This is a genomic window from Hydrogenophaga palleronii, assembly GCF_031457455.1.
GTDB lineage: Bacteria > Pseudomonadota > Gammaproteobacteria > Burkholderiales > Burkholderiaceae_C > Hydrogenophaga > Hydrogenophaga palleronii_A.
In genome coordinates this window covers 447,060-473,013 of record NZ_JAVDWU010000003.1, presented here as the reverse complement: position 1 = coordinate 473,013, position 25,954 = coordinate 447,060, and the positions used below count along the sequence as shown (strand labels likewise).

At 65.3% G+C, this 25,954-nt stretch carries 22 protein-coding genes; 12 read left to right on the top strand and 10 right to left on the bottom strand.

The window, feature by feature from the left end; translation table 11 throughout:
• The first annotated feature begins 344 nt into the window (after window positions 1–344).
• Complete coding sequence (gene cysQ / locus J2W49_RS09795) at window positions 345–1,169, top strand: 3'(2'),5'-bisphosphate nucleotidase CysQ (protein WP_310315014.1); 825 nt, start codon at window positions 345–347, stop codon at window positions 1,167–1,169.
• A gap of 52 nt (window positions 1,170–1,221) precedes the next feature.
• Here the strand turns inward: cysQ and J2W49_RS09790 are convergent, their stop codons facing one another.
• The 7 genes from J2W49_RS09790 to J2W49_RS09760 form a co-directional block, all read right to left on the bottom strand.
• Complete coding sequence (locus tag J2W49_RS09790) at window positions 1,222–1,704, bottom strand: hypothetical protein (protein ID WP_310315011.1); 483 nt, start codon at window positions 1,702–1,704, stop codon at window positions 1,222–1,224.
• A 108-nt stretch (window positions 1,705–1,812) separates the two neighbouring features.
• On the bottom strand, window positions 1,813–3,789 hold the full coding sequence (locus tag J2W49_RS09785; protein ID WP_310315009.1) for a carboxypeptidase-like regulatory domain-containing protein: 1,977 nt from the start codon (window positions 3,787–3,789) through the stop codon (window positions 1,813–1,815).
• Complete coding sequence (locus J2W49_RS09780; RefSeq protein ID WP_310315007.1) at window positions 3,786–4,628, bottom strand: COG1470 family protein; 843 nt, start codon at window positions 4,626–4,628, stop codon at window positions 3,786–3,788. Before J2W49_RS09780 ends, J2W49_RS09785 begins: the two co-directional genes overlap by 4 nt.
• Window position 4,629: 1 nt before the next feature.
• Window positions 4,630–5,094: a hypothetical protein gene (locus J2W49_RS09775; protein ID WP_310315004.1), complete on the bottom strand. Its 465-nt coding sequence runs from the start codon at window positions 5,092–5,094 to the stop codon at window positions 4,630–4,632.
• Window positions 5,091–5,759 (bottom strand): hypothetical protein, encoded by a 669-nt coding sequence (locus J2W49_RS09770; protein ID WP_310315001.1) that lies wholly within the window; start codon window positions 5,757–5,759, stop codon window positions 5,091–5,093. Before J2W49_RS09770 ends, J2W49_RS09775 begins: the two co-directional genes overlap by 4 nt.
• 176 nt (window positions 5,760–5,935) lie before the next feature.
• Window positions 5,936–6,520 carry a hypothetical protein gene (locus J2W49_RS09765; RefSeq protein ID WP_310314998.1) on the bottom strand — a complete coding sequence of 195 codons (585 nt, stop codon included), beginning with the start codon at window positions 6,518–6,520 and terminating at the stop codon, window positions 5,936–5,938.
• A gap of 214 nt (window positions 6,521–6,734) precedes the next feature.
• The gene (locus tag J2W49_RS09760) at window positions 6,735–7,244 is read right to left on the bottom strand and encodes an Lrp/AsnC family transcriptional regulator (RefSeq protein ID WP_310314996.1); all 510 of its coding nucleotides are present in this window, start codon (window positions 7,242–7,244) and stop codon (window positions 6,735–6,737) included.
• Window positions 7,245–7,427: 183 nt separating this feature from the next.
• Here J2W49_RS09760 and J2W49_RS09755 point away from each other — a divergent pair, with 183 nt between their 5' ends.
• From J2W49_RS09755 to J2W49_RS09735, 5 genes are all read left to right on the top strand, one after another.
• Entirely contained in the window at window positions 7,428–11,015 is a 3,588-nt protein-coding gene (locus J2W49_RS09755) for an indolepyruvate ferredoxin oxidoreductase family protein (RefSeq protein WP_310314993.1), read from the top strand.
• Window positions 11,016–11,145: 130 nt separating this feature from the next.
• Window positions 11,146–11,469: a preprotein translocase subunit YajC gene (yajC, locus tag J2W49_RS09750; RefSeq protein WP_310314990.1), complete on the top strand. Its 324-nt coding sequence runs from the start codon at window positions 11,146–11,148 to the stop codon at window positions 11,467–11,469.
• A gap of 110 nt (window positions 11,470–11,579) precedes the next feature.
• Complete coding sequence (gene secD / locus J2W49_RS09745) at window positions 11,580–13,466, top strand: protein translocase subunit SecD (protein WP_310314988.1); 1,887 nt, start codon at window positions 11,580–11,582, stop codon at window positions 13,464–13,466.
• An 81-nt stretch (window positions 13,467–13,547) separates the two neighbouring features.
• Window positions 13,548–14,510, top strand: coding sequence for a protein translocase subunit SecF (gene secF, locus J2W49_RS09740; RefSeq protein ID WP_310314985.1), 963 nt, complete (start codon window positions 13,548–13,550; stop codon window positions 14,508–14,510).
• Window positions 14,511–14,592: 82 nt separating this feature from the next.
• Window positions 14,593–16,992, top strand: coding sequence for a DUF1631 family protein (locus J2W49_RS09735; protein WP_310314982.1), 2,400 nt, complete (start codon window positions 14,593–14,595; stop codon window positions 16,990–16,992).
• 193 nt (window positions 16,993–17,185) lie between these two features.
• Here the strand turns inward: J2W49_RS09735 and dprA are convergent, their stop codons facing one another.
• Together dprA and J2W49_RS09725 are read right to left on the bottom strand one after the other, a co-directional pair.
• Window positions 17,186–18,280, bottom strand: a complete 1,095-nt coding sequence (gene dprA, locus J2W49_RS09730) for a DNA-processing protein DprA (protein ID WP_310314979.1) — start codon at window positions 18,278–18,280, stop codon at window positions 17,186–17,188.
• A 6-nt stretch (window positions 18,281–18,286) separates the two neighbouring features.
• Entirely contained in the window at window positions 18,287–19,630 is a 1,344-nt protein-coding gene (locus J2W49_RS09725) for a LysM peptidoglycan-binding domain-containing protein (protein WP_310314977.1), read from the bottom strand.
• A gap of 289 nt (window positions 19,631–19,919) precedes the next feature.
• Here J2W49_RS09725 and def point away from each other — a divergent pair, with 289 nt between their 5' ends.
• The 5 genes from def to J2W49_RS09700 are packed head-to-tail and all read left to right on the top strand — an operon-like array spanning window position 19,920 to window position 23,049.
• Window positions 19,920–20,441 (top strand): peptide deformylase, encoded by a 522-nt coding sequence (def, locus tag J2W49_RS09720; RefSeq protein ID WP_310314973.1) that lies wholly within the window; start codon window positions 19,920–19,922, stop codon window positions 20,439–20,441.
• Window positions 20,438–20,935 carry a hypothetical protein gene (locus tag J2W49_RS09715; protein ID WP_310314971.1) on the top strand — a complete coding sequence of 166 codons (498 nt, stop codon included), beginning with the start codon at window positions 20,438–20,440 and terminating at the stop codon, window positions 20,933–20,935. Before def ends, J2W49_RS09715 begins: the two co-directional genes overlap by 4 nt.
• Window positions 20,936–20,976: 41 nt before the next feature.
• A complete protein-coding gene (gene fmt, locus J2W49_RS09710; protein ID WP_310314969.1) occupies window positions 20,977–21,978 on the top strand; it encodes a methionyl-tRNA formyltransferase in 1,002 nt (333 codons plus the stop codon).
• Window positions 21,978–22,721, top strand: coding sequence for an AzlC family ABC transporter permease (locus J2W49_RS09705; RefSeq protein ID WP_310314965.1), 744 nt, complete (start codon window positions 21,978–21,980; stop codon window positions 22,719–22,721). The genes fmt and J2W49_RS09705 overlap by 1 nt, the downstream gene beginning before the upstream one ends.
• The gene (locus J2W49_RS09700) at window positions 22,714–23,049 is read left to right on the top strand and encodes an AzlD domain-containing protein (protein WP_310314963.1); all 336 of its coding nucleotides are present in this window, start codon (window positions 22,714–22,716) and stop codon (window positions 23,047–23,049) included. The genes J2W49_RS09705 and J2W49_RS09700 overlap by 8 nt, the downstream gene beginning before the upstream one ends.
• A 27-nt stretch (window positions 23,050–23,076) precedes the next feature.
• On the opposite strand, the gene J2W49_RS09695 is transcribed toward J2W49_RS09700, so the two are convergent.
• Entirely contained in the window at window positions 23,077–25,071 is a 1,995-nt protein-coding gene (locus J2W49_RS09695; RefSeq protein ID WP_310314959.1) for an LTA synthase family protein, read from the bottom strand.
• Between the two features lie 153 nt (window positions 25,072–25,224).
• Here J2W49_RS09695 and J2W49_RS09690 point away from each other — a divergent pair, with 153 nt between their 5' ends.
• The gene (locus tag J2W49_RS09690) at window positions 25,225–25,944 is read left to right on the top strand and encodes a response regulator (RefSeq protein WP_310314955.1); all 720 of its coding nucleotides are present in this window, start codon (window positions 25,225–25,227) and stop codon (window positions 25,942–25,944) included.
• The last annotated feature ends 10 nt before the right edge of the window (window positions 25,945–25,954 follow it).

The window sequence follows — 25,954 nt, the reverse complement described above, 5'->3', positions numbered from 1 at the left end:
GAAATACCCTCGCGCCGCTTCACGTGCCTTGCAGGCCGCAGCATCGCCAGAGTCGATGCTTCTTCGGGCAGTCCAAGCCTGCGCAGGCAGGCTCGGAGCCGCGGCCCTCAGCCCCCTCAAGGGGGCGATACCTAGGACCGGCAAAGCCGGATCCTCGGTATCCCTGGATGGGGCACTTCGCTCCGGAAACGGGTTGGAACATCCCCCGCCGCGCTTCGCGTCACCCCCTTCAAAGGGTGGCGGCACTGGCCGTCCGGCAAAGCCGGCTCGGCGGTGCCTCTGGATGGGACCGTCTCATGCGTCGTGGGTCGCGCGCTGCGCGGTGGAGCAACCAGGTGAACCCTTTGCACCACACCCCCATCGGTGACCGGCAACGTCTTCTTGAAGCCGTGGTGGCCATCGTGCGCCGGGCGGGCGAGGCGGTGATGGCTGTCTACCGCACCGACTTTGACGTGCATGGCAAGTCCGATGACTCGCCGGTGACCGAAGCCGATCGCCGCGCCGAAGCCATCATCACCGCTGCGCTGCAACAGCTCACGCCCGACGTACCGGTGATCGCCGAAGAGGCGGTCAGCGCTGGCCAGCAGCCCGGCGTCGCACCCGGCCAGCGCTTCTGGCTGGTGGACCCGGTGGATGGGACCCGGGAATTTGTCGGGCGCAATGGCGAGTTCACCGTCAATGTCGCGCTCATCGACAAGGCGCAGCCCGTGCTGGGCGTGGTGCAGGCACCTGCGCTGGGCTTGCTGTATGCCGGGGGGCCGGGCATGGGGGGGTGGTGCGAAGCCGATGGCCCTGCATCGGCGAAAAACCACCACCCACCTGTGCGCCACCCGCTGAGTTGCCGTCGGCCACCGGCGCCCGGACTCACCGTGCTGGCGAGCCGCTCCCATGGTGATGCCGCCCGTCTGAAGAGCTTCCTCGACGGGCTGGGTACCCTGGTGGCGCACACGCACGTGGCGGGCTCGTCGCTCAAGTTCTGTCAGATCGCCGCAGGCCAGGCCGATGTGTATCCCCGCCTGGGTCGCACCATGGAATGGGACACGGCCGCCGGGCAGGCCGTGCTCATGGGCGCGGGCGGTTCTGTGCTGACGCTGGACGGTGAGGCCTTGCGCTACGGCAAACCCGACTGGGAGAATCCCGACTTCGTGGCCTGGGGTTTGAGAGGCTGAGAGCCTCGGGGTCTGAGCAAGATGGGATGGTGTTGAAGCCCGGTGCGAGGGGTCAAAGCGCCGTCAGATCGGTGCGCACCGGCCAGCGAAGGGCTTCGCCCGACGGGGCGTTGTCGGCGGCGAACGCGTGCTGCAACAACAGGGTGTAGCGGCCTGCACGCGCTGTGCACAGGCGGTAGCCGTCGGCCACGGCGTCCAGAGTGGCGCCACTTTCCAGCAGGGTGTTCAGCTGCCAGTCATCCACCTGGGGTGTGGCCAGACGCAGCGTGACACAAAAGCCGCGCTTCATGGTCGACATCACCACGAGTTTTTGCTGGGCATTCCATTGGCCATCCACTGCAACACCCAGTTGGGAGGGATGGGTGTTTTCCAGCACCTGCATCACGGGGGGAACGATGATCCGGATGTCCACCGAAGCGCTGCTGCCGGTGCCGCCTGCACCGCTGACCAGCACGCTCTCCCCCATGCTGGCACTGGGCATGCCCAGTGCCAGTGCGGCCAGAGCAATCAGTGAAGGGCGGACCATGGCTTTCATGCATCCTGTATCGGCGCATGTTCCTCGCAACTTGAGGGGTTCTCAAGGCGATCCTCAAAAAAAAAGCCCAAAAGGGCCCCAGTTCTGAGGATGGGTAAGCGAAAGGGCCTACTCGCTGCGCTGCACGGGAAGGCTGATCGAGGTGCTGTCGCGCAGGCGCACGTCCACCCGGACCTGACCGTCATTCACCACCGACCAGGGCAGTGGCAAGGTCTCATTGCGCACGGTCACCGTTCGCGCACCCGTGGCCACGAATGGGAATTCGAAGCGACCCTGGTTGTCGGTGCGCACCGCGTAGCGGTTGTCCAGGAACACGGTGACGTTGGGCACGCCGGCTTCACTGGCTTCCTGGGTGCCACTTCGGTTGTCGTCGAAGTACACCGTGCCGGTGATGCGCCCGCCGCCATCGGTCGCGCTGCCCCCCAGCGGCACGCTGCGGCTGCCGGCCTGCCATTCGTAGCGCAGCACCACGAAAAACGAGCGGTAGGCATTGGTGTTCTCCTGCGTCTCGGGCGGTGCCAAGGGGTCCAGCGTGAAGCGGGTGCGGCTCCGACCCGTGGTGCGCACATAGCTGCCTTCCAGGCTCCAGCGGGGGTCGATGCGCCAGTTGGCACCGAGGTTGATGCTTTGTCGGCGCTGGCCGGAACTGCCGTTTTCCGTGGCGAGATTGCCGCGCAGTCCGGCTCGCGAACTGAGCGGCGCATTCACGCTGAGCGCAGCCGACCAGAGGTCTTCGGCCGGCTGGTTGGTGCTGGCCCGCGCACCTGCGCGGCCCAAACCCAGGCTGGTGTTGAGCGCCCATCCCTGGTGTACCGGCCATTCCTGGTCGTACGAGATCTGCTGTACCGAACCACGGCTGTCGCCGCCTTCGAGCTCCAGCCGCAGACCACTGGTGCCCCAGTCATTGCCCCAGCGAAGGTCGCCGTAGCTGGTCCAGGCATCGCCATCGAATCGAAGAATGGAGAAACCCGCGCCGAAGCTGCTGTCCCGACCGAGGCGCCATCGCGCACCCGTGGTGGAGTAGAAGCCGTCGTTGCTGCGACCGCTGATGGATCGCAGCCAGTCGACCGAGGTGTCGGCCGACCATTGCCGCGTGCGCCAGCTGGCGCGCAGATAGGCGCCCGAGACATCGTTGACCATGGGCAGGTTGGCCCAGTTCAGGCCCTGCTCCAGCCGGTACAGGCCGGCGCCGTACTGGCGCGGCCCTTCATCCCACTCGCCGTCGATCCAGTAGCCGCTGCGGCCACCATCCAGCGCGCTGTTGTTCGAACTCACGGCATGGGCCTTCAGGCGGTACCGGTCGGCCTCAAACCGCAACGCCAGCAGGGTGGCGTCGGCGTCCACCACGTCTGCAGGGGCACGTGGTGTTTCGAAATTGGACACGCCGCTGGCATTTTCGTGCTGCGCTGCCACAGTCCAGCCCTTGAGTGACAGGCCCAGCGGATCGGCCGCAGCGTCGGCGCCCAGGCGCCATTGCGCGCCCAGCACCGTGCGTCGACCGGGCAGGCGCTGGAAGCCGGTGGCCGGCAGGATCTCCAGCCGGCCCGGTTCGCCGGTGGCGGCCTGCAACTGCCAGCCTCTGGCGGGTTGCTCCCACTCGCCACTGAGGCCTTCCAGAATGGAGGTGGGCACGAACACCCGCGAAGGCAGACGCGTGATGCCGGGCGCAGGCGTGTCGATATACCCCAGACTGTGATTCGCCAGCCAGCCGCCGCCCAGCGGCATCTGGGTCTGGCGCAGCGTGAGTGTGCCGTCACTGTCCTCGGGAGCGTGGTTGCCGTCGAGCGAAAGCGTGCCGTGGTTGGGCGTTTCCAGCACGCCATAGGCCGAAAAACCCAGTTTGGCCGAACGCTGCTCGTCGAACGGCTGGGTGCCCAGGCGGGCCTCCAGTTTCAGGAACCGCGGCCAGCCCGTCTTGTCGTAGTCGTAGGTCTGCGCGTCGTCCAGCACCTCGGGCTCCAGGTCCTCGATCACCTGATCCACGTACGCGCCGGCAGGCTGCGACACGTCTTGTGCCTGGGCGGGCGCCCACCCGGCCAACAGGATCGCAAACGCGACCGGGTGCAGCCGGCATACCCGGGTCATGGAGCGAAGCTCGCGTCCAGTGGGAGGCGGTTCTTACCCCATTCGAGCGTGCCTTTGACAGCCAGCGGAAAACGCACGTCGGGGGCTGGTTTGTCCTCTTCCCCCACGGGCGAGAGGGACACGCCGCGCGTCTCGCCCGGCATGATCGGCACGTCGGACGGCGTCAGCTCCAGGCGCTGACCACCGGCATCCGTGCCATTGACGAAACCTTCCAGCCGCCCATGCGCGTTGCCGTTGTTGCGTACGTCGAGCATCGCCACTAGCTTGCCGTCTGCTGTTTTGACCGTGCGGGTGGCAGTGATTTCAAGCACCGGTGCCGCGCTACCAATGGCAGCGTACACGATCACACCAATGCGGCCACCCACGTCCACGCTGCTCTTGGCCGGGTCAATGCCTTCGACCATGATGGCGAAGCGGCATTCCCGCGGCGGTGTGCCGGGTGGGGGGGTGATTTCGAAACGGAAGCGGTAGCGTGCACCCGCCTCCAGCGTGAGCTCGCGCCGCTCGATCGCCACCCAGGGGCGGCAGCTATCAGGCGCCAGCGCATCGCTGAAGCTCACCGAGTTGTCGGGCTGGAAGGTCCAGTCGTTGGTGTAGATGCGGTAGCCGCCCTTGAGCTGGCCCACATGCTGGATCTCGAACACCTGGCGCGTGCTGACGCCGGCCTTGGCCTGGATCTCGAAGCGCGGGGGTGTGATGTAGGCGGCAAAACCCTGGGCGTGGCTGATGCCGCTCCAGACCAGCGGCAGGGCGGCCAACAAAGGCAACAGCCCGCAAACGGGTGAACGCCTGTGCAGGCGGTAAGGCAAACGGTGGGAAGGGGTAGAAATGGAAAACACGTCAGTCGGCGTCGAATTCGAAGTGGAAGTTCAGCCGTCGGGTCTGGCTCTGCCAATCGGCGTTGGAGCGCAAGCGCACCTGCATCTGGTCTTCCAGGGTGGCGCCGCGCAGCACGCCGGCATACACCAGGGCACGCTCGCCCGAGACCACCCGGCCCGCCTGCAGTCGGCCCTGAGTGGTCCACACGGCCTCTACCGGCGACACCTCGTCGCGCGACAGCACCATGTAGACCCGCCCGCTGCGCCCCACCCACTCGCTGGTGTCGATGCGGATGTTCACCGTCACCCAGGCCTCCATGGCGGCGGTGCCACGCAGGTCCCGGGGGATCGGCAGCCATTGCATCTGCACGTTGGGCGGTACGGTGTGGCTGAGCGAATCGTCCAGGCGTTGCGGATTGGCGCCGGCCGGCGCCGTTGCCAGCAGCGCCAGCGCAGAGAGCAGCAGACCCAGGGCGGTGGCTTTCATGGTGCCGTCAGGGTGTAGGTGGCGCGGGCGTTGTAGGTGCCTGCGGCCCGGATGGCGCTGTTGGCGTAGAAGAAGCTGTGACAGTTCTCGATGTAGGTGTTGCCCGGCACCGTGGCCAGGGTCTGTGAGCCGGCGCTGAAGGTGCCGGCCGGAATCACGTTCGGGTTGCCACTGCCCGGGGCCGAGACGGTCCAGCGGATCTCGGAAATCGGGATCGTGTCGCCGCTGGCGTTGATGAGGTCGGCCGGCGAGGACACGCTGAGCGTGGCGCTGGCGGGTGCGCTGCCGTTGCGGCGGTAGCCTGCCCCCACCATGACCTGCCTGGCCGGATCGGGGCAGGTGTTGTAGCCGTCGCCGTACCGGCTGATGTTCTCGGTGCTGTTGCTGGTCATGGCCTGGTCCACGCCGTTGCCCAGGGCGGCCACCGGAACCGCCACCTGCACCAGGTTGACCGGCCCGCTGCTTCCCACCGCGCCGTCAAGCCTGCCGGAGCTCCCCGCGAGGGCGCCATTGCCCACGTGCAGGTAAAGGCGGCGCGAGCCCCCGGTGACCGTCAGCGACCAGGCGTGAGCCGCCGCCCATTCCCCCAGGCAGCACAACGCCACGCACACCTGTACCAGGTGGCGTCTTGATCGCGAGGTGGGAGATGTCTTAGGAGCGGACATGCGGGAGGGCAAGGGAAGACCAGGGCGGGACGGATGGGCGCGGTGTTCGCAGCCCCGCCACCCGTTGCGGAATCAGTGGGTGCCGGCTGCAGTGGCTTGCACCCTCCCTGGGTGACCGGTAGGCGGGGCCCACCGGATGCGCCGTGCTACAAGGATCAGCCGACGGCGGAGGCCGCTCAGGGCATGGTGGCGGTGTAGGTCACGCGGCCTGCATAGGTACCCGCGGAAGGCACCGTGGCGTTGGCGTAGGAGTAAGTCCAGGTCGCCGTCTGGTTGGTGACCCGGCCGGCCAACGTGGGCGAGCTGGTACCGCCACCAAACGCGGGCGCGGCCAAGGCCGCGTTGCTGGATGCCACCGACAGTTCGCTGAACGGAATGGTGTCGCTGCCGCTGGTCAGGACCGCCGGGTTGGTGGCGGTGATGGTGACCTGACCGTTGTTGCCGAACACGCGCACCGGAATGCTGGCGCCAGCGGGGGTTGGCCCGGTGTTGGTGATCGTCCCGGCTGCAGCGCCTGTGCCTACATCCAGAGGGTTGGTCGAATAGTCAAAGGTCAGGGCGTCAATGGCGGCGTTGGTGGCCAGTGGCGTGCCGGAACCGGTGCCCACGCCCAGGAACAGCACGCGGGGAATCACCACGCGCAGATCCAAGTTGGCGGTGGCGGAACCACTGCCGGAGATCAGTTCGGACTCTGCCTGGGCCAGCAGAGGAGCGGCCATGGCCAGTGCCACGGCGGAATGGACAAACAGGGATTTTTTCACGACGGTTCCTTCTTTGCTGGGGACAACACTCTGGTCGGTAAGCTGACCGAGTACTTTTGCATGCCCCTTGCGTGGGGCTCTGACGGACGCGATGGTACGGAAAGCCCCCAAAAGCAACAAGCTGTAAACCGGTAAAACTGCACACATTCAACGACTTGCTGAAGGCTTTTGTGTAAACGGTGCAGGTTTGGTGACGGACGGTTGCATAAAAGCCTCAAGTTCTCATGCGAGCTGCCGTGCCTAGGCTTTTGGTAGTCAGGTGAGACAGCGGCAGTGCGCTCGGCGACTTGACCTCGCCGAGCGAGAAGCTGGTGTGCAGGTCTTTCACGTTGGGCAGGTTGAGCAGCACCTCGCGCGCAAAAGCGCTGAAGTGGTTCAGATCGCGGCTGACCACCTGCAGCTCGAAGGTGCCCGACCCACTGATGTAGTGGCAGGACACGATCTCCGGAATGCCCCGGATCGCGGCTTCCAGTTCGCGGGTCACGTCGCCACTGTTGCGCTGCGCGTCGAGCCGCACAAAGGCCAACACGCCCAGGCCGATCTTTTCGCGGTTGAGCTCGGCGCGGTAGCCGGTGATGAAACCCGCTTCTTCCAGCGCGCGCACCCGCCGCCAGCAAGGCGCTGCCGACAGTCCGACGCGCTGGGCGAGTTCGGCGTTGGTCAGGCGCCCATCCGACTGCAGTTCGTGCAGGATGGCGATGTCGAACTTGTCCAGTGTTTCCATGATTGACGCTTTTGAGCAAGAAGCTTTCTATTTGACCGCAAAAATGGGCATGAAAAGCAAACACCTGTCGCCGCTCGGGTCATACACTGTGCGTCAAACTCAAGGCAGCATGTGCCGATCCGGCGCAGGCTGCTGCAATACCACAGCCCACGAAGCGGCGCCCACTCTTTGGAGACAAAAACCATGAACGCCCCGCTGCCCGAACACATCCGCCAGGCCCTGGAATCCGTCAGCCTGGACGACAAATACACCCTGGACCACGGCCGCGCCTTCATGAGCGGTGTGCAGGCCCTGGTGAAGCTGCCCATGCTGCAGCGCCAACGCGATGCCCTCGTGGGCAAGAACACCGCGGGCTTCATCAGTGGCTACCGGGGATCGCCCCTGGGTGGCTACGACCAGGCGCTGCAAAAGGCTGAGCCCCACCTGAAGGCGCAGAACATCGTGTTCCAGCCGGGCGTGAACGAAGAACTGGCCGCCACCGCCCTGTGGGGCACCCAGCAACTGGGTTTCGCGCCACCGGGCAGCAACAAGTTCGACGGCGTGTTCGGCATCTGGTACGGCAAGGGCCCGGGCGTGGACCGCTGCTCCGACGTGTTCAAGCATGCCAACATGGCCGGCACTACGCCCTGGGGCGGCGTGATCGCGGTGGCCGGCGACGACCACGTGGCCAAGAGCTCCACCGCCGCCCACCAGAGCGACCACATCTTCAAGGCCTGCGGCCTGCCGGTGTTTTTTCCGTCCACTGTGCAGGACATCCTCGACCTGGGCATCCACGCCTTCGCCATGAGCCGCTTCAGCGGCGTGTGGGCGGGCATGAAGACAATCCAGGAAATCGTGGAGAGCAGCGCCACCGCGATGATCGACCCCGAGCGCGTCGACATCGTGATTCCCGAATTCGAAATGCCCCCCGGCGGCTTGCACATCCGCTGGCCCGACGCGGCGCTGGAGCAGGAAGCCCGGCTGTTCGACTACAAGTGGTACGCCGCCCTGGCCTACATCCGCGCCAACAAGCTCAACCACAACGTGATCGCCGGCCCGAACGACCGCTTCGGCCTGATCGCCAGCGGCAAGGCCTTCAACGACACCCGCCAGGCCCTGCTCGACCTGGGTCTGGACGATGCCACCTGCCAGCGCATCGGCCTGCGCCTGCACAAGGTCAACGTGGTGTGGCCGCTGGAAGCGCAGACCACGCGCGAATTCGCCACCGGTCTGCGCGAGATCCTGGTGGTGGAAGAGAAGCGCCAGGTCATCGAATACCAGCTCAAGGAAGAGCTCTACAACTGGCGCAGCGACGTGCGCCCCAACGTATTGGGCAAGTTCGACGAGGTGGAGGGCGACCACACCGGCGGCGAATGGAGCATGCCCAATCCCAGCGCCCACACCTTGCTGCGTGCCAACGCCGACCTGTCGCCAGCCATCATCGCCCGGGCCGTGGCCCGTCGGCTGCGCAAGATGGGCTTGCCAGAAGACGTGCAGGCGCGCATCGACGCCCAGCTCGCCATCCTCACGGCGCAGGAACAGTCCATGCAGACCCTGCTGACTCAGGGCGTGCAGGGCGCCGAACGCCAGCCCTGGTTCTGCTCCGGCTGCCCGCACAACACCAGCACCAAGGTGCCCGAAGGCTCGCGTGCCATGGCCGGCATCGGTTGCCATTTCATGACCATCTGGATGGACCGCGCCACCGTGGGCTTCACCCAGATGGGTGGTGAAGGTGTGCCGTGGATGGGCCAGCAGCCCTTCAGTCACGACCAGCACATGTTCGCCAACCTGGGCGACGGTACCTACTTCCACAGCGGCATCCTGGCGATCCGCCAGAGCATCGCCGCTGGCGTGAACATCACCTACAAGATCCTCTACAACGACGCCGTGGCCATGACCGGTGGCCAGCAGGTGGGCGAGCGCCCTGAGGGCCACAGCGTGGTGCAGATCGCGCAGAGCATGCGCGCCGAGGGCGCGGTCAAGATCACCATCGTGACCGACGAACCGGAGAAATACGCTTCGGTGAGCGGCCTGCCCAGTGGCATCGCGATCCAGCACCGCGACACGCTCGACGCCGTGCAGCGCGAGTTCCGCGAGATCAAGGGCACCACCGTCATCATCTACGACCAGACCTGCGCCACTGAAAAACGCCGGCGCCGCAAGCGCGGCACCCTGGTGGACCCGGCCGAGCGCGTGGTGATCAACGAGCTGGTATGCGAAGGCTGCGGCGACTGCAGCGTGCAGAGCAACTGCCTGTCGGTCGAACCGCTGGACACCGAGTTCGGCCGCAAGCGCACCATCAACCAGAGCAGTTGCAACAAGGATTTTTCGTGCGTCAAAGGCTTCTGTCCGAGTTTCGTCACGGTGGAAGGTGGCCAACTGCGCAAGAAGGACAAAAAATCCGGTGCGCCACAGTGGACCGGCGGCGCACTGCCCGAGCCGAGACTGCCCGCGCTGGCCGATGAAGCCTGGGGCATCATCGTCGCCGGCGTCGGCGGCACCGGCGTCATCACCATCGGCCAGTTGCTGGGCATGGCCGCCCACATCGAAGGCAAGGGCATCGTCACGCAGGACGCGGCGGGCCTGGCGCAAAAGGGTGGCGCCACCTGGAGCCATGTGCTCATCGGCGCCCACCAGGACGCGATCCGCACCACGCGCGTGTCCGCCGCATCGGCCGACCTGGTGATCGGTTGCGACCCCATCGTGGCGGCCCACAAGGAAACCTGGCAGCGCCTGCGTGCGGGTCGCAGCCACGTGGCGCTCAACGTCAGCGCCACGCCCACGGCGGCGTTCGTCAAGAACCCCGACTGGCAGAACCCGGCTCAGGCCTGCGTGGATGCCCTGCAGAAGAGCCTGGGCGAAGCCGCCGTGGGCGTGTTCGATGCTGAAGCCGCGGCCAGTGCGCTGATGGGCGACAGCATCTACACCAACCCCATGATGCTGGGCTATGCATGGCAAAAGGGCTGGGTGCCTCTGGGCCTGGCTGCCTTGATGCGGGCCATCGAGCTCAATGGCGTGGCCGTGGCGCAGAACAAAGCCGCCTTTGAATGGGGCCGCCGTGCCGCGCACGATGCCAAGGCCGTGGAAGCCCTGTATTCACCGTCTTCTGGCGCCCAGATCATTCAGTTCAAGAAGCGCGAAACGGTGGACAGCCTGGTTCAGCGCCGGGTGGAATTCCTCACCGGCTACCAGAACGCCGCCTACGCCGCCAGCTACCAGGCCTTTGTGCAGCGCGTGCGCGAGCGCGAAGCGCCGTTTGGCAAATCCAGCCTGACCGAAGCGGTGGCCCGCAACCTGTTCAAGCTCATGGCCTACAAGGATGAATACGAGGTCGCCCGACTGCACAGCGACACCGCGTTCCATGCGCGCCTGGCCAAACAGTTCGAAGGCGATTACAAGCTCAAGGTCCATCTGGCGCCACCCCTGATCGCCAAGACGAATGAAAAGGGCGAGCTGGTGAAACAGAAGTTCGGTTCGTACATGTTCACTGCCTTCCGCCTGCTGGCGCCTCTTAAGTTCCTGCGCGGCACCGCGCTGGATGTGTTTGGCCGCACCGAAGAACGGCGCACCGAGCGGGCGCTGATCGGCGAGTACCGCGCCACCGTGGAAGAGCTGCTCGAGCAGCTCGACGCTGGCAACCATGCACTGGCGCTGGACATCGCCCGATTGCCCGATCAGATCAAGGGTTTTGGCCATGTGAAAGAGCGCAATCTGGCGGCCACCCGCAGCCGGTGGGCCGCGCTGATGGCGCAATGGCGCCAGCCCCAACAGGGTGCCGCACAGGCCGCCTGAACCTTGCCGGCGCTCCGACGGGGCGCCGCATACAATCCCCTGTTGCGACCAGTTCGCCCGGGCGGTTTTCCTGAAGGCCCTCCCGGGCCTTCGGCGTTTTTCATTGAACCGAACCTGTTGGAGATTGCCCGTGTTCATTTCCCCTGCTTACGCCCAAGCCGCTGGCGGCGACACCCAGTCCACCATGCTGGGCCTTTTGCCCCTGGTATTGATGTTCGTGGTGCTGTATTTCGTGATGATCCGTCCCCAGATGAAACGTCAGAAAGAGCACAAGGCCATGGTCGAGGCGCTCGCCAAGGGCGATGAAGTGATCACCGCAGGTGGCCTGCTGGGCAAGGTGTCCAAGATCGGTGAGGCCTACATCGGCGTGGAACTGACCGATGGCGTGGAAGTCCAGATGCAACGCTCTGCCGTGGTGCAAGTGCTGCCCAAGGGCTCGCTCAAGGCCGTCTGAGACCCGTCACTTTCATGGGTGCGGTTCTCGCGCTGCCTGTCTGGTGCCGGACAAGGCCTGCGACAGCACCCCGTCGTCCTATTTGAAGGCCTTTGCGGCCTGCCCTCACCATGAACCGTTACCCGCTGTGGAAGTACGCGATCATATTTGTCGCGCTGCTGATCGGCCTGATCTACGCGCTGCCCAACCTGTTTGGCGAGTCACCGGCGGTGCAGGTCTCGGCGGCCAAGTCGTCGGTGCGCGTGGATGGCGCCACGGCCACTCGCGTGGAACAGGTGCTGGCGGAACAAGGCGTCGCGGCCTCGATGATCCAGTTCGAGGGCAATTCGGTTCGTGCGCGCTTTGAGACCACCGACGACCAGATCAAGGCGCGCGACGCCATCGATCGCGCGCTGAACACCGATCCGGCTGACCCATCCCACGTGGTTGCGCTCAACCTGCTGCCCCGCACACCGGCATGGCTGGCCGGACTGAGCGCTTCGCCCATGTACCTGGGGCTGGACCTCCGGGGCGGCGTGCACTTCATGCTGCAGGTCGACATGCCGGCGGCACTGGTGCGCCGCACGGACGTGCTCGCCGGCGATCTTCGCGTGGCCCTGCGCGAAAAAGGCGTGCGCCATGGCGGGATCACCCGCAATGGGCAGACCATCGAATTGCGCGCCGCCGACGCCCAGACCCTGGAGGCCGCAAGCAACCTGATTCAGGACCAGTTTGCCGATCTGCAGGTGAATGACGTGTCCGACGCGGCCGGCGCCCGGCTGCAGGCCAGCATCAAGCCCGAGGCGGCGCGGCTGGTGCAGGAACAGGCCCTCAAGCAGAACATCACCACCCTGCACAACCGCATCAACGAGCTGGGTGTGGCCGAGCCGGTGATCCAGCAGCAGGGCCTGGATCGTATCGTGGTGCAGTTGCCGGGTGTGCAGGACACCGCGAAAGCCAAGGACATCCTGGGCCGCACCGCCACGCTGGAGGTGCGCCTGGTCGACGAAAGCGCAGACGGTCTTTCGGCCGAGCGCGGTGGCGGTGCGGTGCCTTTTGGTTCAGAGCGCTACCTTGATCGCGAGGGCCGTGCCGTCATCGTGCGCCGCGACGTGCTGCTCACGGGCGAAAACCTCACCGACGCCCAGGCTGGCTTTGACAGCCAGACGCAGGAAGCCGCTGTGCACCTCACGCTCGATGCCAAGGGTGCCCGGGTCTTTCGCGATGTGACCCGCGAGAACGTGGGCAAGCGCATGGCCATCATCCTGTTTGAAAAGGGACGGGGCGAGGTCGTCACGGCGCCGGTGATCCGCACCGAAATCGGTGGCGGCCGAGTGCAGATTTCCGGCAGCATGAACACGGTCGAGGCCAGCGACACCGCCTTGCTGCTGCGCGCCGGTTCGCTGGCCGCGCCCATGGAAATCATCGAAGAACGCACCATTGGCCCCAGCCTGGGTGCAGAGAACATCGAGCGCGGTTTCAACAGCGTGATGTGGGGCTTTGTGGTGATCGTCGTGTTCATCAGCATCTACTACATGCTGTTTGGCGTGTTCTCCAGCATTGCGCTGGCGTTCAACCTGGTGTTGCTGGTGGCGGTGCTGTCGATGCTGCAGGCCACGCTCACCCTGCCCGGCATTGCCGCCATGGCGCTGGCACTGGGTATGGCGATTGACTCCAACGTGCTGATCAATGAACGCATCCGGGAAGAACTGCGCCGTGGGGCCGCCCCGCAGACAGCGATCCAGAACGGCTACGAGACCGCTTGGGCGACCATCCTGGACTCCAACGTGACCACCCTGATCGCTGGCGTGGCCCTGCTGCTGTTTGGTTCCGGCCCTGTGCGCGGCTTTGCCGTCGTGCATTGCGTGGGCATTCTCACCAGCATGTTTTCTTCCGTGTTCTTCAGCCGTGGCCTGGTCAACATGTGGTATGGCCGCCAGCGCAAGCTCAAGGCCCTTTCCATCGGTACCGTCTGGAAACCCGATGCCGGCAGCTCGGTGACCACCAAGTCCAACTGAATCACGGAACAAGACCATGGAATTTTATGTTGCAACTTCACATGCGCTTCTTCTGAAGACTCCTGACAAGGAATAAATACCATGGAGTTTTTCCGCATTCGCCGGGACATCCCGTTCATGAAGCACGCGTTGGCCCTCAACGCGTTCTCCACCATCGCCTTTGTGCTGGCGGTTTTCTTTCTGGTCACTCGGGGACTGAACCTGTCGGTCGAGTTCACCGGCGGTACCGTCATGGAAGTGGCCTATGAGCAACCGGCCGATCTGGACGCGGTGCGCCACGTCATCGAAGGTCTCGGCTACGCTGATGTGCCGGTACAGAATTTCGGCACCTCGCGAGAGGTGCTGCTGCGTCTGCCGGCACTGGCAGGCCAGACGGCAGGCCAGCAGAGCGAGACTGTGTTGGCGGCATTGAAGGCCCAGAATCCGGCGGTCGAGTTGCGACGCACGGAGTTCGTGGGCCCGCAGGTGGGCCGCGAGCTGGTGGAGGACGGTTTGCTTGCCTTGGCCATGGTGGTGATCGGCATCGTGATCTACCTGGCGTTCCGCTTTGAATGGAAGTTTGCCATCGCGGCCATCATCGCCAACCTGCACGACGTGATCATCATCCTCGGCTTCTTCGCCTTCTTCCAGTGGGAGTTCTCGCTGGCGGTGCTGGCAGCGGTGCTGGCGGTGCTGGGGTATTCGGTCAACGAATCGGTGGTGATCTTTGACCGCATCCGGGAGACCTTCCGGCGCCAGCGCAAGATGACCCCCGCGCAGGTGATCGACCACGCCATCACTTCCACCATGAGCCGCACGATCATCACCCACGGCTCGACCGAAGCGATGGTGTTGTCCATGCTCCTCTTCGGCGGCCCCACGCTCTTCTACTTTGCGCTGGCGCTCACCATCGGCATCTTGTTCGGCATCTATTCGTCGATCTTTGTGGCGGCTTCCGTGGCGATGTGGCTGGGCGTGTCTCGCGAGGATCTGGTCAAGCCAGGCACCCGCAAGGATGGCAAGGATGGCGATCCCGATGACCCGAACGCTGGTGCTGTTGTATAACGGCCATGGCGGCCGGGCAACTGTCATGCCTGGCCGGGCCCCCTGATGGGGCGGTGTTCTTTCGTGTCATACTGAAACTATTGTGGTTTCGCCTGATCAGCACGTCTCATCCCTTGCCAAACAGGCGCGTGAACTGTTCGTGGTTCACGTGGGCCGTGCGCTTCCCGAAATGGTCAGGGCCTGCGATACGCGGCTGACCTCTCTTCTCGACCAGGCAGGTCCGGCTCGCGAGATGCAGGAGCGGCGGGACGCCTGGACCGCCTTCCAGAAACACCAGACCGCCTGGCTCAACGGCAGCCGCAAAGAGCTTCAGCGCACGCTTTTGCCCAAGCTCAGTTCCTCCGGAAACCCTTTGAGCACGGGAAGATTGGAGCTGGTGGCCGAAGGCACGATTGACGACCAGATCATGGCCTCCCGGTTGGCCATGCGGGTGCTTGACAAATCGTCCTCCGAACTCAACGACTTGCGTCTGCGCATCCAGCACCTGGAGAAGCGACAGGAGTTGCCGCGCGGCGATGTGTTGCTGCCCGACGTGACAGCGCGAATTCTGGTCGATCAGTGGCTGGACGCCCAGATGACCCGCGAAGCCTGGGCCTTGATCCAGGATGCGCTCTTGCCCATCATGGCCACCAAGCTGCACGAGGGGTACAAGGCCGCCAACGAATTCCTGGTGTCCAGTGGGGTCATGAAGGAAATCGATCTTCAGTCGCTGGTGAAGCGCGCGCCTGGCACGCGCACGGGGTCATCTCCCGCGCCCGTGCCTCCGGCGGCAGGCCGCCGCTCTGGCGACGCGCCGCCACGCGACGCGTTCGGCTCCAGCCTTTCGTCGGCGCCCGCGTTTGGCCCAGCAGGCAGCTCAGCACCTGGGGCGTTCGGGCCCTCGCGTGCCGGTTCATCATCGATGGGCGTGCACGAAGAAACCCGCATGCTGACCAGTGCCACCCCCCTGGCGCGGGCTCGCATGCGGGCCCAGGGCGTGGTGGGGCGGCTCAAACGCCTGCTCATGGACAAGATTGGTGGTGATTTCGAGGCCACCCAGCTTCTCCCGCCGTCGCCCAGGCTGGAGCAGGCCATGCAGCAGAGCATGGCGGTGGTCCGCAGGGAGGTGGGTACACCTTCAACCGGTAGCATGGATCCCGCCTATGGCGGAACAGGCGCCGGCGGTGTTGCGATGCAGATGGATGCCAGCCATGTGGAGCGGGCTTCCAGTGCCTTGCGACAGCGCACGACAGAGCTCAAGCAGGCGGCCACCACCTCGACCGAAAAAGCCACGATCGAGGTCGTGGCGCTGATGTTCCAGAGCATCCTGGCCGAGGAGCGCATTCCGCCCAGTGTCAGGGTCTGGTTTGCCCGTCTGCAGATCCCGGTGCTGCGCGTGGCACTGGCTGAGCCCGAGTTTTTCAGTGCCCTGCAGCATCCCGCACGCAAGCTCATCGACCGCATGGGTTCGTGTGTGATGGGTTTTGAGACCAACGTGGGGTCTGCCGCACTTGAAGCAGAAATCAAGCGGGTGGTGCAGGTGATCGAGCAGTACCCCGAGACGGGCCGGCGTGTGTTCCAGCTCGTGTTTGACGAGTTCCAGAAGTTTCTGTCGACCTACCTCAGCGAGCAGGACAGCACCAGCCGTGTGGTCAGTGTGGCGCAGCAGATCGAACAGAAGGAAACCCTCTCGGTGCAGTACACCATCGAACTGCGCAAGCTGCTCGACGATGTGCCGGTGCGCGAAGAGGTGCGCGAGTTCCTGTTCAAGGTCTGGGTCGACGTGCTGGCCGTGGCCAGCGTGAAATACGGACTCAAACACGAAGAAACCAGTTCGCTCAAGCAGGTGGCCAGCGAACTGCTCTGGGCAGCCAGCGCCAAGCCCAACCGCAACGACCGGGCGCGCGTGATCCAGCAATTGCCGAACCTGCTGCAGCGCCTGCGTCAGGGCATGGGGCTGCTGGGCTTCCCGGCTGGCTTGCAGGATCAGCACATCAAATCGGTGAGCGATACCTTGGCCGATGCCTTCATGTCCCGCACCGAAGCCATTCCGGAAGAAAGCATGGACAAGCTGGCCAAGCGGCTGGCCAATCTGGAAGATTTCCTGCCCGAGAGCGGGGTGGGCGATCTGGACCTCGACAACGAGAGCATCGAGATGATCACCGGCGTGGACGCCAGCAACATCGAGGTGATCAACCAGGGTGGCAGCCAGCCGAGCGAAGCCATGCGGGCTTGGGCGGTGGAGCTGCAGATCGGCTCCTGGTTCGGACTGGACCACAACGGCAAGCTCAACAGCGTGCAGCTGGCCTGGCGCAGTCAGCGGGGCCAGCTGTACCTCTTTGTGACCAACAGCGGTCGCTGCTTCCTGATCCAGTCTGCGAGAGTGGCCGCTTACTTGCAGGCCGGGCTTTTGGTTCCCAGCGAAGACGAGGCCCTCACCGTTCGCGCCACGCGCGATGCGCTGGCCAAGCTGGATGCCAATCCTGAGCGTCTGCTTAATTAGGTACTCCCCCCTGCGCCGCTGACGCGGCTTCCCCCCTCTCTTGCGCGCCTTCGGCGCTTGGAGGGGGGACGGCATCTTGGGCCGGCGGAGCCGTCCCTTGCTGCCCCTGGAATTGAGACACTTCGCGCCGGACTTTACCTGCCTTTGGATGCGGCGCTTCGCTCCGGAGGCTGAGCCTCCCCTCCTGGGTGCCTTAGCTGCGGCCGATGCGTTGCAGCAGTCCGCCGGGCAGGCGGCCGACGTGGCCTTCGAGTTCGAGTTCCAGTAGCCGGGCTTGCAGGGTGGCGGTGTCGAGGCCGGTGCGGGCTTGCAGGGCGTCGAGGCTCACGGGGTCGTGGCCCAGGGCTTCCAGCAGGGTGTCTTCCTGTGCGCTTGCAGGCGTGTCAAAGGGCAGTGGTGGACTGGTGGGCAGTCGCAGGTCTTCGAGGATGTCGTTGGCGGATTCGACGAGTTTGGCGCCCTGGCGGATCAGTGCGTGGCAGCCTTTGGACTGCGGTGCATGGATGGAGCCGGGAATGGCGAACACCTCGCGGCCTTGTTCGGCGGCGAGCCGGGCTGTGATCAGTGAGCCTGATTGCACCGCAGCCTCCACCACCAGTGTGCCCTGCGAGAGGCCGGCAATCAGGCGGTTGCGCTGGGGAAAATGGGCCGCGAGAGGTGGTGTGCCCAGGGGATATTCGCTCACGATGGCGCCTTGCGCGGCGATGCGGTGGGCGAGGTTCAGATGGCGTTTGGGGTACACCCGATCGAGCCCGGTGCCGACCACCGCAATGGTTGGACTGCCGCCTTCGAGTGCACCTTCGTGGGCCGCCCCGTCCACCCCCAATGCGAGGCCGGACACGATGCACACGCCTGTTTGTGACAGTGCCAGGGCAAACTGGCGCGCGTTGGCCTGACCCTGGGGTGTCGGATTGCGGCTGCCCACGATCGCCAACCGTTGGGGGTGGTGCAGCGCGTTCACGTCGCCCAGTACGTACAGCATGAGCGGCGGATCGGCCATTTCCAGCAATTCGGCGGGAAACCGCTTGTCCGCCAGGGTCAGCACATGGCGATCGGGCCCTGCGGCCAGCCAGTCTTGCAACCGCTGTAGGGCGGCGGGCAGTTCCTCTGGCTCGGTCAGCAGCGCTTGTGCGCGTTGTGAGCCCGTTACGGCCTCGAGCGCACTGCTGGTTTGCCCGAAGATCGCTTCAGGCAGGCCAAACGCAGCGAGCAGCTTGCGTGCCGAGTCGGTGCCCACGCCAGGCGTGAGCAGCAGCCGCAGCCAGGCGGCCAACTCCTCCCCACTCATGCGGGGTCAGGGGTTCACGAATGCGTCGCCGACCTTGACCCCGTCGGTGATTTGCAGCACCAGGGCGTAAGACACCTTGTCGAAGGTGCGGAACACCATCATGAGCCCGTTGCGTTCGCCAGGCAGGCGAATCTGGGTGCGGGCGGTATCGGTCTTGTCGACGACGACTTGCGAGTCCTTCTGCAAGGCCAGCACGTGACCGCGTTCAACACCATGTTCGATGCCGCGGTTGATGGCCACGACCTGGTTCTGGCCGGCGAAGGTCACCGCATTGCCGTAGACCGAGACGATCTGCCCGGTGAGGGTGAACGCGGGTGCGCTGGGCACGTAGTTGGGCAGTTCGCGGGGCGGCTCGGGCAGCAGACGGTCGCCGATGCGCACTTCTTCCTTGGCCTGAACAATGTCGATGGTGGCCGGGATGATCTCCGCGCCGGCCTCGGCGGCGGGCTTGCCGGGCATTTGTGTGCGCTCGACGTTGTGCGCGGTGTTCTCGAACTGCGGGGTATAGACGTCTTTGGTGAGTGCCGCCGGCTGGCTCGGAACGGGCGCGGGAACCCTGCGTGTCTCTTCGCGCACCAGGTAGGCCTTGCCCACGTACTGTGCCTCGTAGGCCAGCACTTCACCGGTGGTCGGGTCCTTGAGCGGCGTGGCGTTGCGGAACACGCGGAAGTTGCGTGGTTTGCCTTCGCCAATGCTCAGGGGCTCGGCGTCGCCGCCTTCGCTGCTGCCGTACAGGGCGCGGGCATAGGCGCGGTCGCCCATGCTCATCAGCACGCGGCTGTCGGTGGCAGAGACAATGCGCGGTGCGCGAGCGAAAGTGCCTTGGTCCACGATGATGGGCTCGGCCAGAAAGGACTCGATCGCCTGCAGCGAGATCGGCGGAATCGCCGAGTCGGACGGGCTTTCCGAACGCACACGGGGCGAAACCCGCACGGTGGGCGTGCCGCCGTCGCCGGGCCGGCGGGTGCTCAGGCGGGCGGTGCCGTCGCTGGTGTCAAGGAACAGCACCTGGCCGGGAAAAATCAGGTGCGGGTTGCGGATGTCTTCCAGGTTCATGCCCCAGAGCTCGGGCCAGCGCCAGGGGCTCTTGAGGAACATGCCGGAAATGGCCCAGAGGGTGTCACCGCGCTTGACGGTGTAGCTGTCGGGTGCGTTGGGTGCCAGTTCGGACAGGGGCACGCCGGCCTGGGCCACCTGGGTGGCGGTGGCGCGTTGACCGGGGGTGATGGGGAAATTCTGGGCACTCACACCGGAGGCCAGGGTGGCAGCCAGCAGCGCTGTGGCGCAAGCCAGGGGGCGTAGGCCGTGAGGCAAGGAGAAGGAGGCGTTCGAACGGATCTTCAATGGCATGTAGGGCCCCTGGGGCATGCACGCTCCCGGCAGGGCCAGCCCCGGAAGGGCGAGCGGCCTGTTCGTGACAGCGCTTTGGTCTTGATAATTCGCATTTGATTTTGCGCGCAAGGCTTTGATTAGGCAATGTTTATGCAGGCGACGCCCAGCGCCATCCGCTAAAAGTGGCGAAAATACCGACAAACGCGCAAGTGCGTGCCCGCGCCACCACGAATGGGTCGCGGCACGCTTGCCAGTAGAAGGGCCCTGGCGGCCCGTTGTTGTTCCCCGCTCGTCGCTGTTTTCGACCATGACCTCTGCTGAACTGCTGCCCATCCTGTGTTACCCCGATCCGCGCCTGCACACCGTGGCGCGCCCGGTGGCGCAGGTCGACGAACGCATCCAGGCCCTGATTCCTCGCATGCTGGCCACGATGTACGACGCCAACGGCATTGGCCTGGCGGCCACACAGGTGGATGTGCACGAGCGCCTGATCGTGATTGACGTGAGCGAAGAGCGCAACCAGCCCATGGTGCTGATCAACCCCGAGATCGAATGGGCCAGCCCGGAAAAGCGCAAGGGCGAAGAAGGTTGCCTGTCGGTGCCGGGCATCTATGACGGCGTGGAGCGGTCGCTGGCGGTGAAGGTCAGGGCGCTGGACGGCGAGGGCCAGTCCCGGGTGATCGAAGCCGAGGGCATGCTGGCGGTGTGCATCCAGCATGAAATGGACCACCTCATCGGCAAGGTGTTTGTGGAATACCTGTCGCCGCTCAAGCGCAACCGCATCAAAAGCAAGCTGGTCAAGGCTCAACGGGAGGCGGTACGCGCATGATGCGTGGCGCATTGACGCTGATCACCACCGTGCTTGCCCTTGTGCTGACGGCTTGCAGCGGCATGCCCGAAACCGTGGCGCTGGGCACGTCGCGCGTCGCCATCGAACAGCGTCTGGGCACGCCCACGGCGGTCCACGCGCTTCCGGAGGGCACAAGACTTCAGTATTCGCGTCAGCCATCCAGGCAGCAGGTCTTCAATCTGGATCTGGACGCCCAGGGGCGGTTGGCGCGCATGGATCAGGTGTTGGATGTCGCATGGCTGCAGCGCATCGAGGTGGATCGCTGGACCCGGGAAGATGTGCTGCGCCAGTTCGGCAGACCGGCGGTGGTGGAGCGTGTTGCCCGGTTTGATGGCGACGTCTGGACCTACAGGTACCTGGAACCCTTTTCGCTGGCCCGCCTGGCTCACATCCATATCGATTCCCAGGGCGTGGTGCGCAAGCTGGTGTACACCGACGAACCCCTGCTGGACGACGTAGGCGACCGATTCTGACGACGGACGGGCGCACAGCGTGCGAACCGACACTGCAACCCATGAAAATCATCTTTGCCGGCACGCCGGTGTTCGCCAGCGTGGCCCTGCAGCGTTTGCACGCGGCAGGCTTTGAGATCGCCCTGGTGCTTAGCCAACCCGACCGACCCGCTGGCCGGGGCATGAAGCTGCAGGCGTCGCCGGTCAAGCAGTTTGCGCTCGAACACCACATCCCGGTGGCGCAGCCGCGCAGCCTGCGGCTGGACGGCAAGTACCCGGAAGACGCCGCGGCCGCCCGCCGGATGATGGAAGAGGCTGACGCCGACGTGATGGTCGTGGCCGCCTACGGGCTGATCCTGCCGCAGTGGGTGCTGGATGGGATGGGCGGCAACGAGACACGCCAGAAATGGGGTTGCCTGAACATCCATGCGTCCCTGCTCCCGCGTTGGCGCGGTGCCGCGCCCATCCACAGGGCCATTGAGGCAGGCGATGCGGAAACCGGTGTGACCATCATGCAGATGGACGCCGGACTGGACACGGGTGACATGTTGTTGACCGAGCGTCTGCGCATCGGTGAAGAGGAAACCACGGCGACCTTGCATGACCGGCTGGCTGAGCTGGGCGGGCGGATGATCGTGGAAGCGCTGGAGCTGGCGGCCTGTGGCGGTTTGCGCCCGGTCGCGCAGCCCGCCGAAGGGGTCACCTACGCGCACAAGATCGAAAAAGCCGAAGCGCTCATTGACTGGCGCCAGTCTGCAACCGTCCTGGCAAGGCGTGTGCGCGCCTTCGACCCTTTCCCTGGCGCCAGCTTCGTGGCGGGCAGTGAAGCCGTCAAGCTCTGGTCCGCGCGCGCAGAGCCTGGCACCGCATCGGACGCGCCTGGCACGGTGCTCGCGGTGGCCGACGATGGCATCCGTGTGCAAACGGGCGAAGGCGTGCTGGTGCTCACCGCCCTGCAGCGTGCTGGCGGCAAGCGCCTGCCGGTGGGTGACTTCCTGCGCGGCTTCTCGCTGGCGCCTGGTCAGGTGCTGAGCGCCGCCGACACATCCACGGCGGTAGGCTGATGTTCTACCAGTCCGTGCATCGCAGCCATCCCGAATTCTGGGAAGGCATGCGCGATCAGACGTCGGTGGGCATGGGCATTGCCGCCTGGGGCCTGATGACCGGCGTGGCCATGGTGAAGTCGGGCCTCTCAGGGCTGGAGGCGGTGCTGATGACCTTGATCGTCTACGCCGGCAGTGCCCAACTCGCAGCCGTGCCGATGATCGCGGCGGGAGCGCCCCTGTGGGTGATTCTGGCGGCGGCGTTCTGTGTAAATTTACGATTTGTCGTGTTTTCGGCCCATTTGAGGCCTTATCTGATGCATTTGCCGCGTTTTCAGCGCCTCGTCACAGGGTACCTCACAGGCGACCTGAGTTATGTGTTCTTCGCCCGACGCTTTCCCAAACCCGGGCAGACCGCCGACGAACTGGCGCAGCAACAGGCCTACCTGGCAGGCAACTGCGCTGTGAATTACCTGGCCTGGATGGGTGCCAGCCTGGTGGGGATCGCCCTGACCAACGCCATCCCCACCGAATGGGGACTGGGCTTCGCCGGCATCCTGGCCCTGCTGGGTGTACTGGCGTCGCTGGCCACGTCCAGGCTGCGCATGGTCTCGGCCGGGGTGGCGGGGGCCGCTGCGGTGGCGGCCTGGGCGCTGCCGCTCAAGCTCAACATCCTGGTGGCCATTGCCAGCGCCGTGGCCATCTGCCTGGTGCTCGACAAAATGCGCCCCAACCGTCCTGAAGGAGGTGCGCACCATGTTTGACCTCAATCCATGGACCTTGCTCACCATCGTCGCCCTGGGCGTGGTGACCGTCATCACACGGGGCTTCTTTCTGCTGTCGGACCGGCCCTGGACGCTGCCGCACTGGGCGCAGCGCGGCCTGCAATACGCGCCCATCGCGGCCTTGTCTGCGGTGGTGGTGCCAGAGATCGTGATTTCGCAGGGCGAACTGATTCAGACCTGGAAGGACGCGCGCCTGTATGCGGTGGCAGCAGGCTTGTGCTGGTTCGCCTGGCGGCGTGGTGTGCTGGGCACCATCGTGGCAGGCATGGTGGTGTACCTGCCTTTGAAGGTCGGGCTGGGCTGGTAGCTCACACGGCGCGGGGCTGCGCTGGCCTCAGCGATGCCACTGATCGCGGTAGGCCATCTGTGCGTACTGTGAATGCGCCAGGGCTTTCTCCACCAGGGGGGCGTTGGTGGCCGTCGCCTCCGAAAGTGTGCCGTCTGCATAGCGCATCAGCTTGGCCGGCGTGTCGGGTTGCATCACCACCACCTCTGCGCCCTCCATGTAGGCCTGCAACTTGTCGAACTGCAGAATGGCCCGCCCCCCACGGGCTTGTTGCGCGGGGTCGCTGAGATCGCGCCCGATCAGGGGGTGCTCGCCGCTAAGCCCCATGAGCGAGATCAGGGTGGGGGCCAGATCGATCTGGCTGGCCACCGTGCTGATGCGCTGTGGCCGCTCGATGGGACCACCCAGGATCAACCCCGGAATGTGGAAGCGGTCGATGGGGATCAGCGACTGACCGTAAACGCGTGAGTTGTGGTCGGCCACCACCAGGAACAGCGTGTTTGCCCAGTACGGCGAGGCCTTGGCCTGTGCGATGAAGCGGCCCAAGGCGTGGTCGGCGTATTTGACGGCGTTGTTCACCGTGGCCTGGGGCGCGTCATAAAGCTCGATGTGGCCGTCCGGGAAGTCGAAGGGGGCGTGGTTGGACGAGGTGAAGATGAGGCCGAAGAAGGGCTTGTCGGCAGGCTGTGCCAGGAAGTGCTGGTGCGCGCGGTCCATCACGTCGCCATCAGACGCGCCCCAGGTGGCCATGAAGGCGTTGGACGGCATGTCGTGTTGGTCCAGCACCTGGTCGAAGCCATTGCCCATGAAGAAACCGCGCATGTTGTCGAAGTGCGATTCACCGCCGTAGAAGAACGTGGAGGTGTAATCCTGCCCTTTCAGAAAGCTGGCCAGCGTGAAGAAATCGCGCTGTGACTTCGCCAGCTTCACGGTGCTGACCGATGACGTGGGCGGGTAGCCGGCCACCACGGCTTCGATGCCCCGCACCGAACGCGTGCCGGTGGCATAAAGCTGATCGAACCACAGGCCTTCCTGTGTCAGCCGGTCCAGATTCGGCGTGAGGGGCAGCCCGCCCAGTGCACCGACGAATTCCGCCCCCAGGCTTTCCTCCAGCACGATCACCAGGTTGCGCGGCCGCGGCGACGGGTGCAGGCTGACCTGGCGGTGGCGCATGGGGACCGCCGGGTCGGTGAACACCGCCAGGGGCAGGCCGGTCTCGGCACGCACGCTCTGGATCACCTGCTGCGTGGGCAGGTGGCCGTAGGTGATGCCGCCGTCTTCGTTCTTGCGCGAAAGATGCAGGGCGTACAACAAGGTGTAGGCCGAACTCAAGGGCAGCTCACTGACCAGGTGGTCTGGTGTGGCCGCCGCGAGCGCCGGGTTGGCGGGGCGGTGGCCCAGGGTGCCCCGGCCTGCAAGTGCCAGCGTCCCTAACAGCACAAGGGACAGGACCATTGAAATGGGCAGCGTCAGCGTGGTCACCGGGCTGGTCGGCCGCGTGGCCCTTGCGTAAACCAGCCCCACAGCGGGCAACACCACGGCCGCCACCAAAAGGTCCAGCCACTGGTCCTTGATCAGCGTGCCGGCCAGTTCCTGCATGTGACTCAGGTATTCCACGAACAGGTAGTTGGGCCGGCTGTCGTACTGGGTTATGAAGGCGGGGGTGGACAGCTCCATGAAGGTCACAAACAGCAGCACGGCACCACCATACAGGCGCAACAGCCGGGTCCAGGCGCGCCAGGTGGTCGGGTGCAGGGCCATCCAGGGCGTGATGGCCGCTGGCAGCGCCCAGACCAGCCCGAGCCACACGGCATCGAACCGCAGCCCCTGCCACCACAGGTGGGACCATGCGCCTGCCTCCTGCACACGCGGCGCCAGCCAGATCGCCAGGCCCAGCCGGCTCAGCCAAAACACCATCAAGGTGGCCAGCATGGGCCACCAAAGTGGCCTCAGTACCGCGCTGAAAGCCTCCAGGGCAGAGGGCGAATGCGCTCGTGGCGAGAGGTGAGTGGGCAGGGGGGCAGCCTTGATGCGGATGGACATGGCGGGCGCGATTGCACCCGGCGTCACTTAAGTGCGCCTTAAGGCGGGCATTCCAGAATGGCCAAGGTCTGGCGGTCCGAATGCCCGGGAGGGGTCTGCGCCGGATAATCCTTTCAATTCCTTTCGTGGGCGCGAAGGCGTCCGCACCTGCTCATGCGCGCACTTGTGGTGGAAGACGATCCTGGCATCGCCAACGGGCTGGCCGCTTCCTTGCGTCAGGCCGGTTATGCGGTTGACCTGTGCCACGATCTGGCTTGTGCCTGGCGTGCGCTGCAGGCGGAGCCTTTTGACGTGATGCTGCTCGATCTGGGCTTGCCCGACGGCGACGGGCTGGATCTGCTGGCGCGTCTGCGCCAGCCCAGCACAGGTGCAAGGTCAGGGCGCGCACTGCCGCACCACGACATGCCCGTGTTGATCATGACGGCGCGCGACGGGGTGAGCGACCGCATCAGCGGACTCGACAGTGGCGCCGACGACTACATCGTCAAACCGTTCGATGCCAACGAGTTGCAGGCGCGATTGCGCGCCATGCTGCGTCGGGCCAGCGGGCGCAGCAACCCGGTGATCGAGCACGGGGATCTGGTGCTGGACCCGGCCGCACACACGGTGCTGCGTGCAGGGGAACCCGTCGCCCTGGGCGGCAAGGAGTTTGCGTTGCTGCTCACCCTGTTGCAGGCGCGCCCGCAGGTGCTGTCGAAGTCGCGGCTGGAGTCGGCTTTGTATGGCTTCGGTGAAGCGCTGGAAAGCAATGCCATCGAAGTCCATGTGCACCATCTGCGCCGCAAGCTGGGAGAGGCGCTTATCAAGACGGTGCGCGGCGTGGGGTACTTCATTCCGCGCGATGACCAGGCCAGCCCGGAGCGCGCGCGCTGATGGCCTTGTC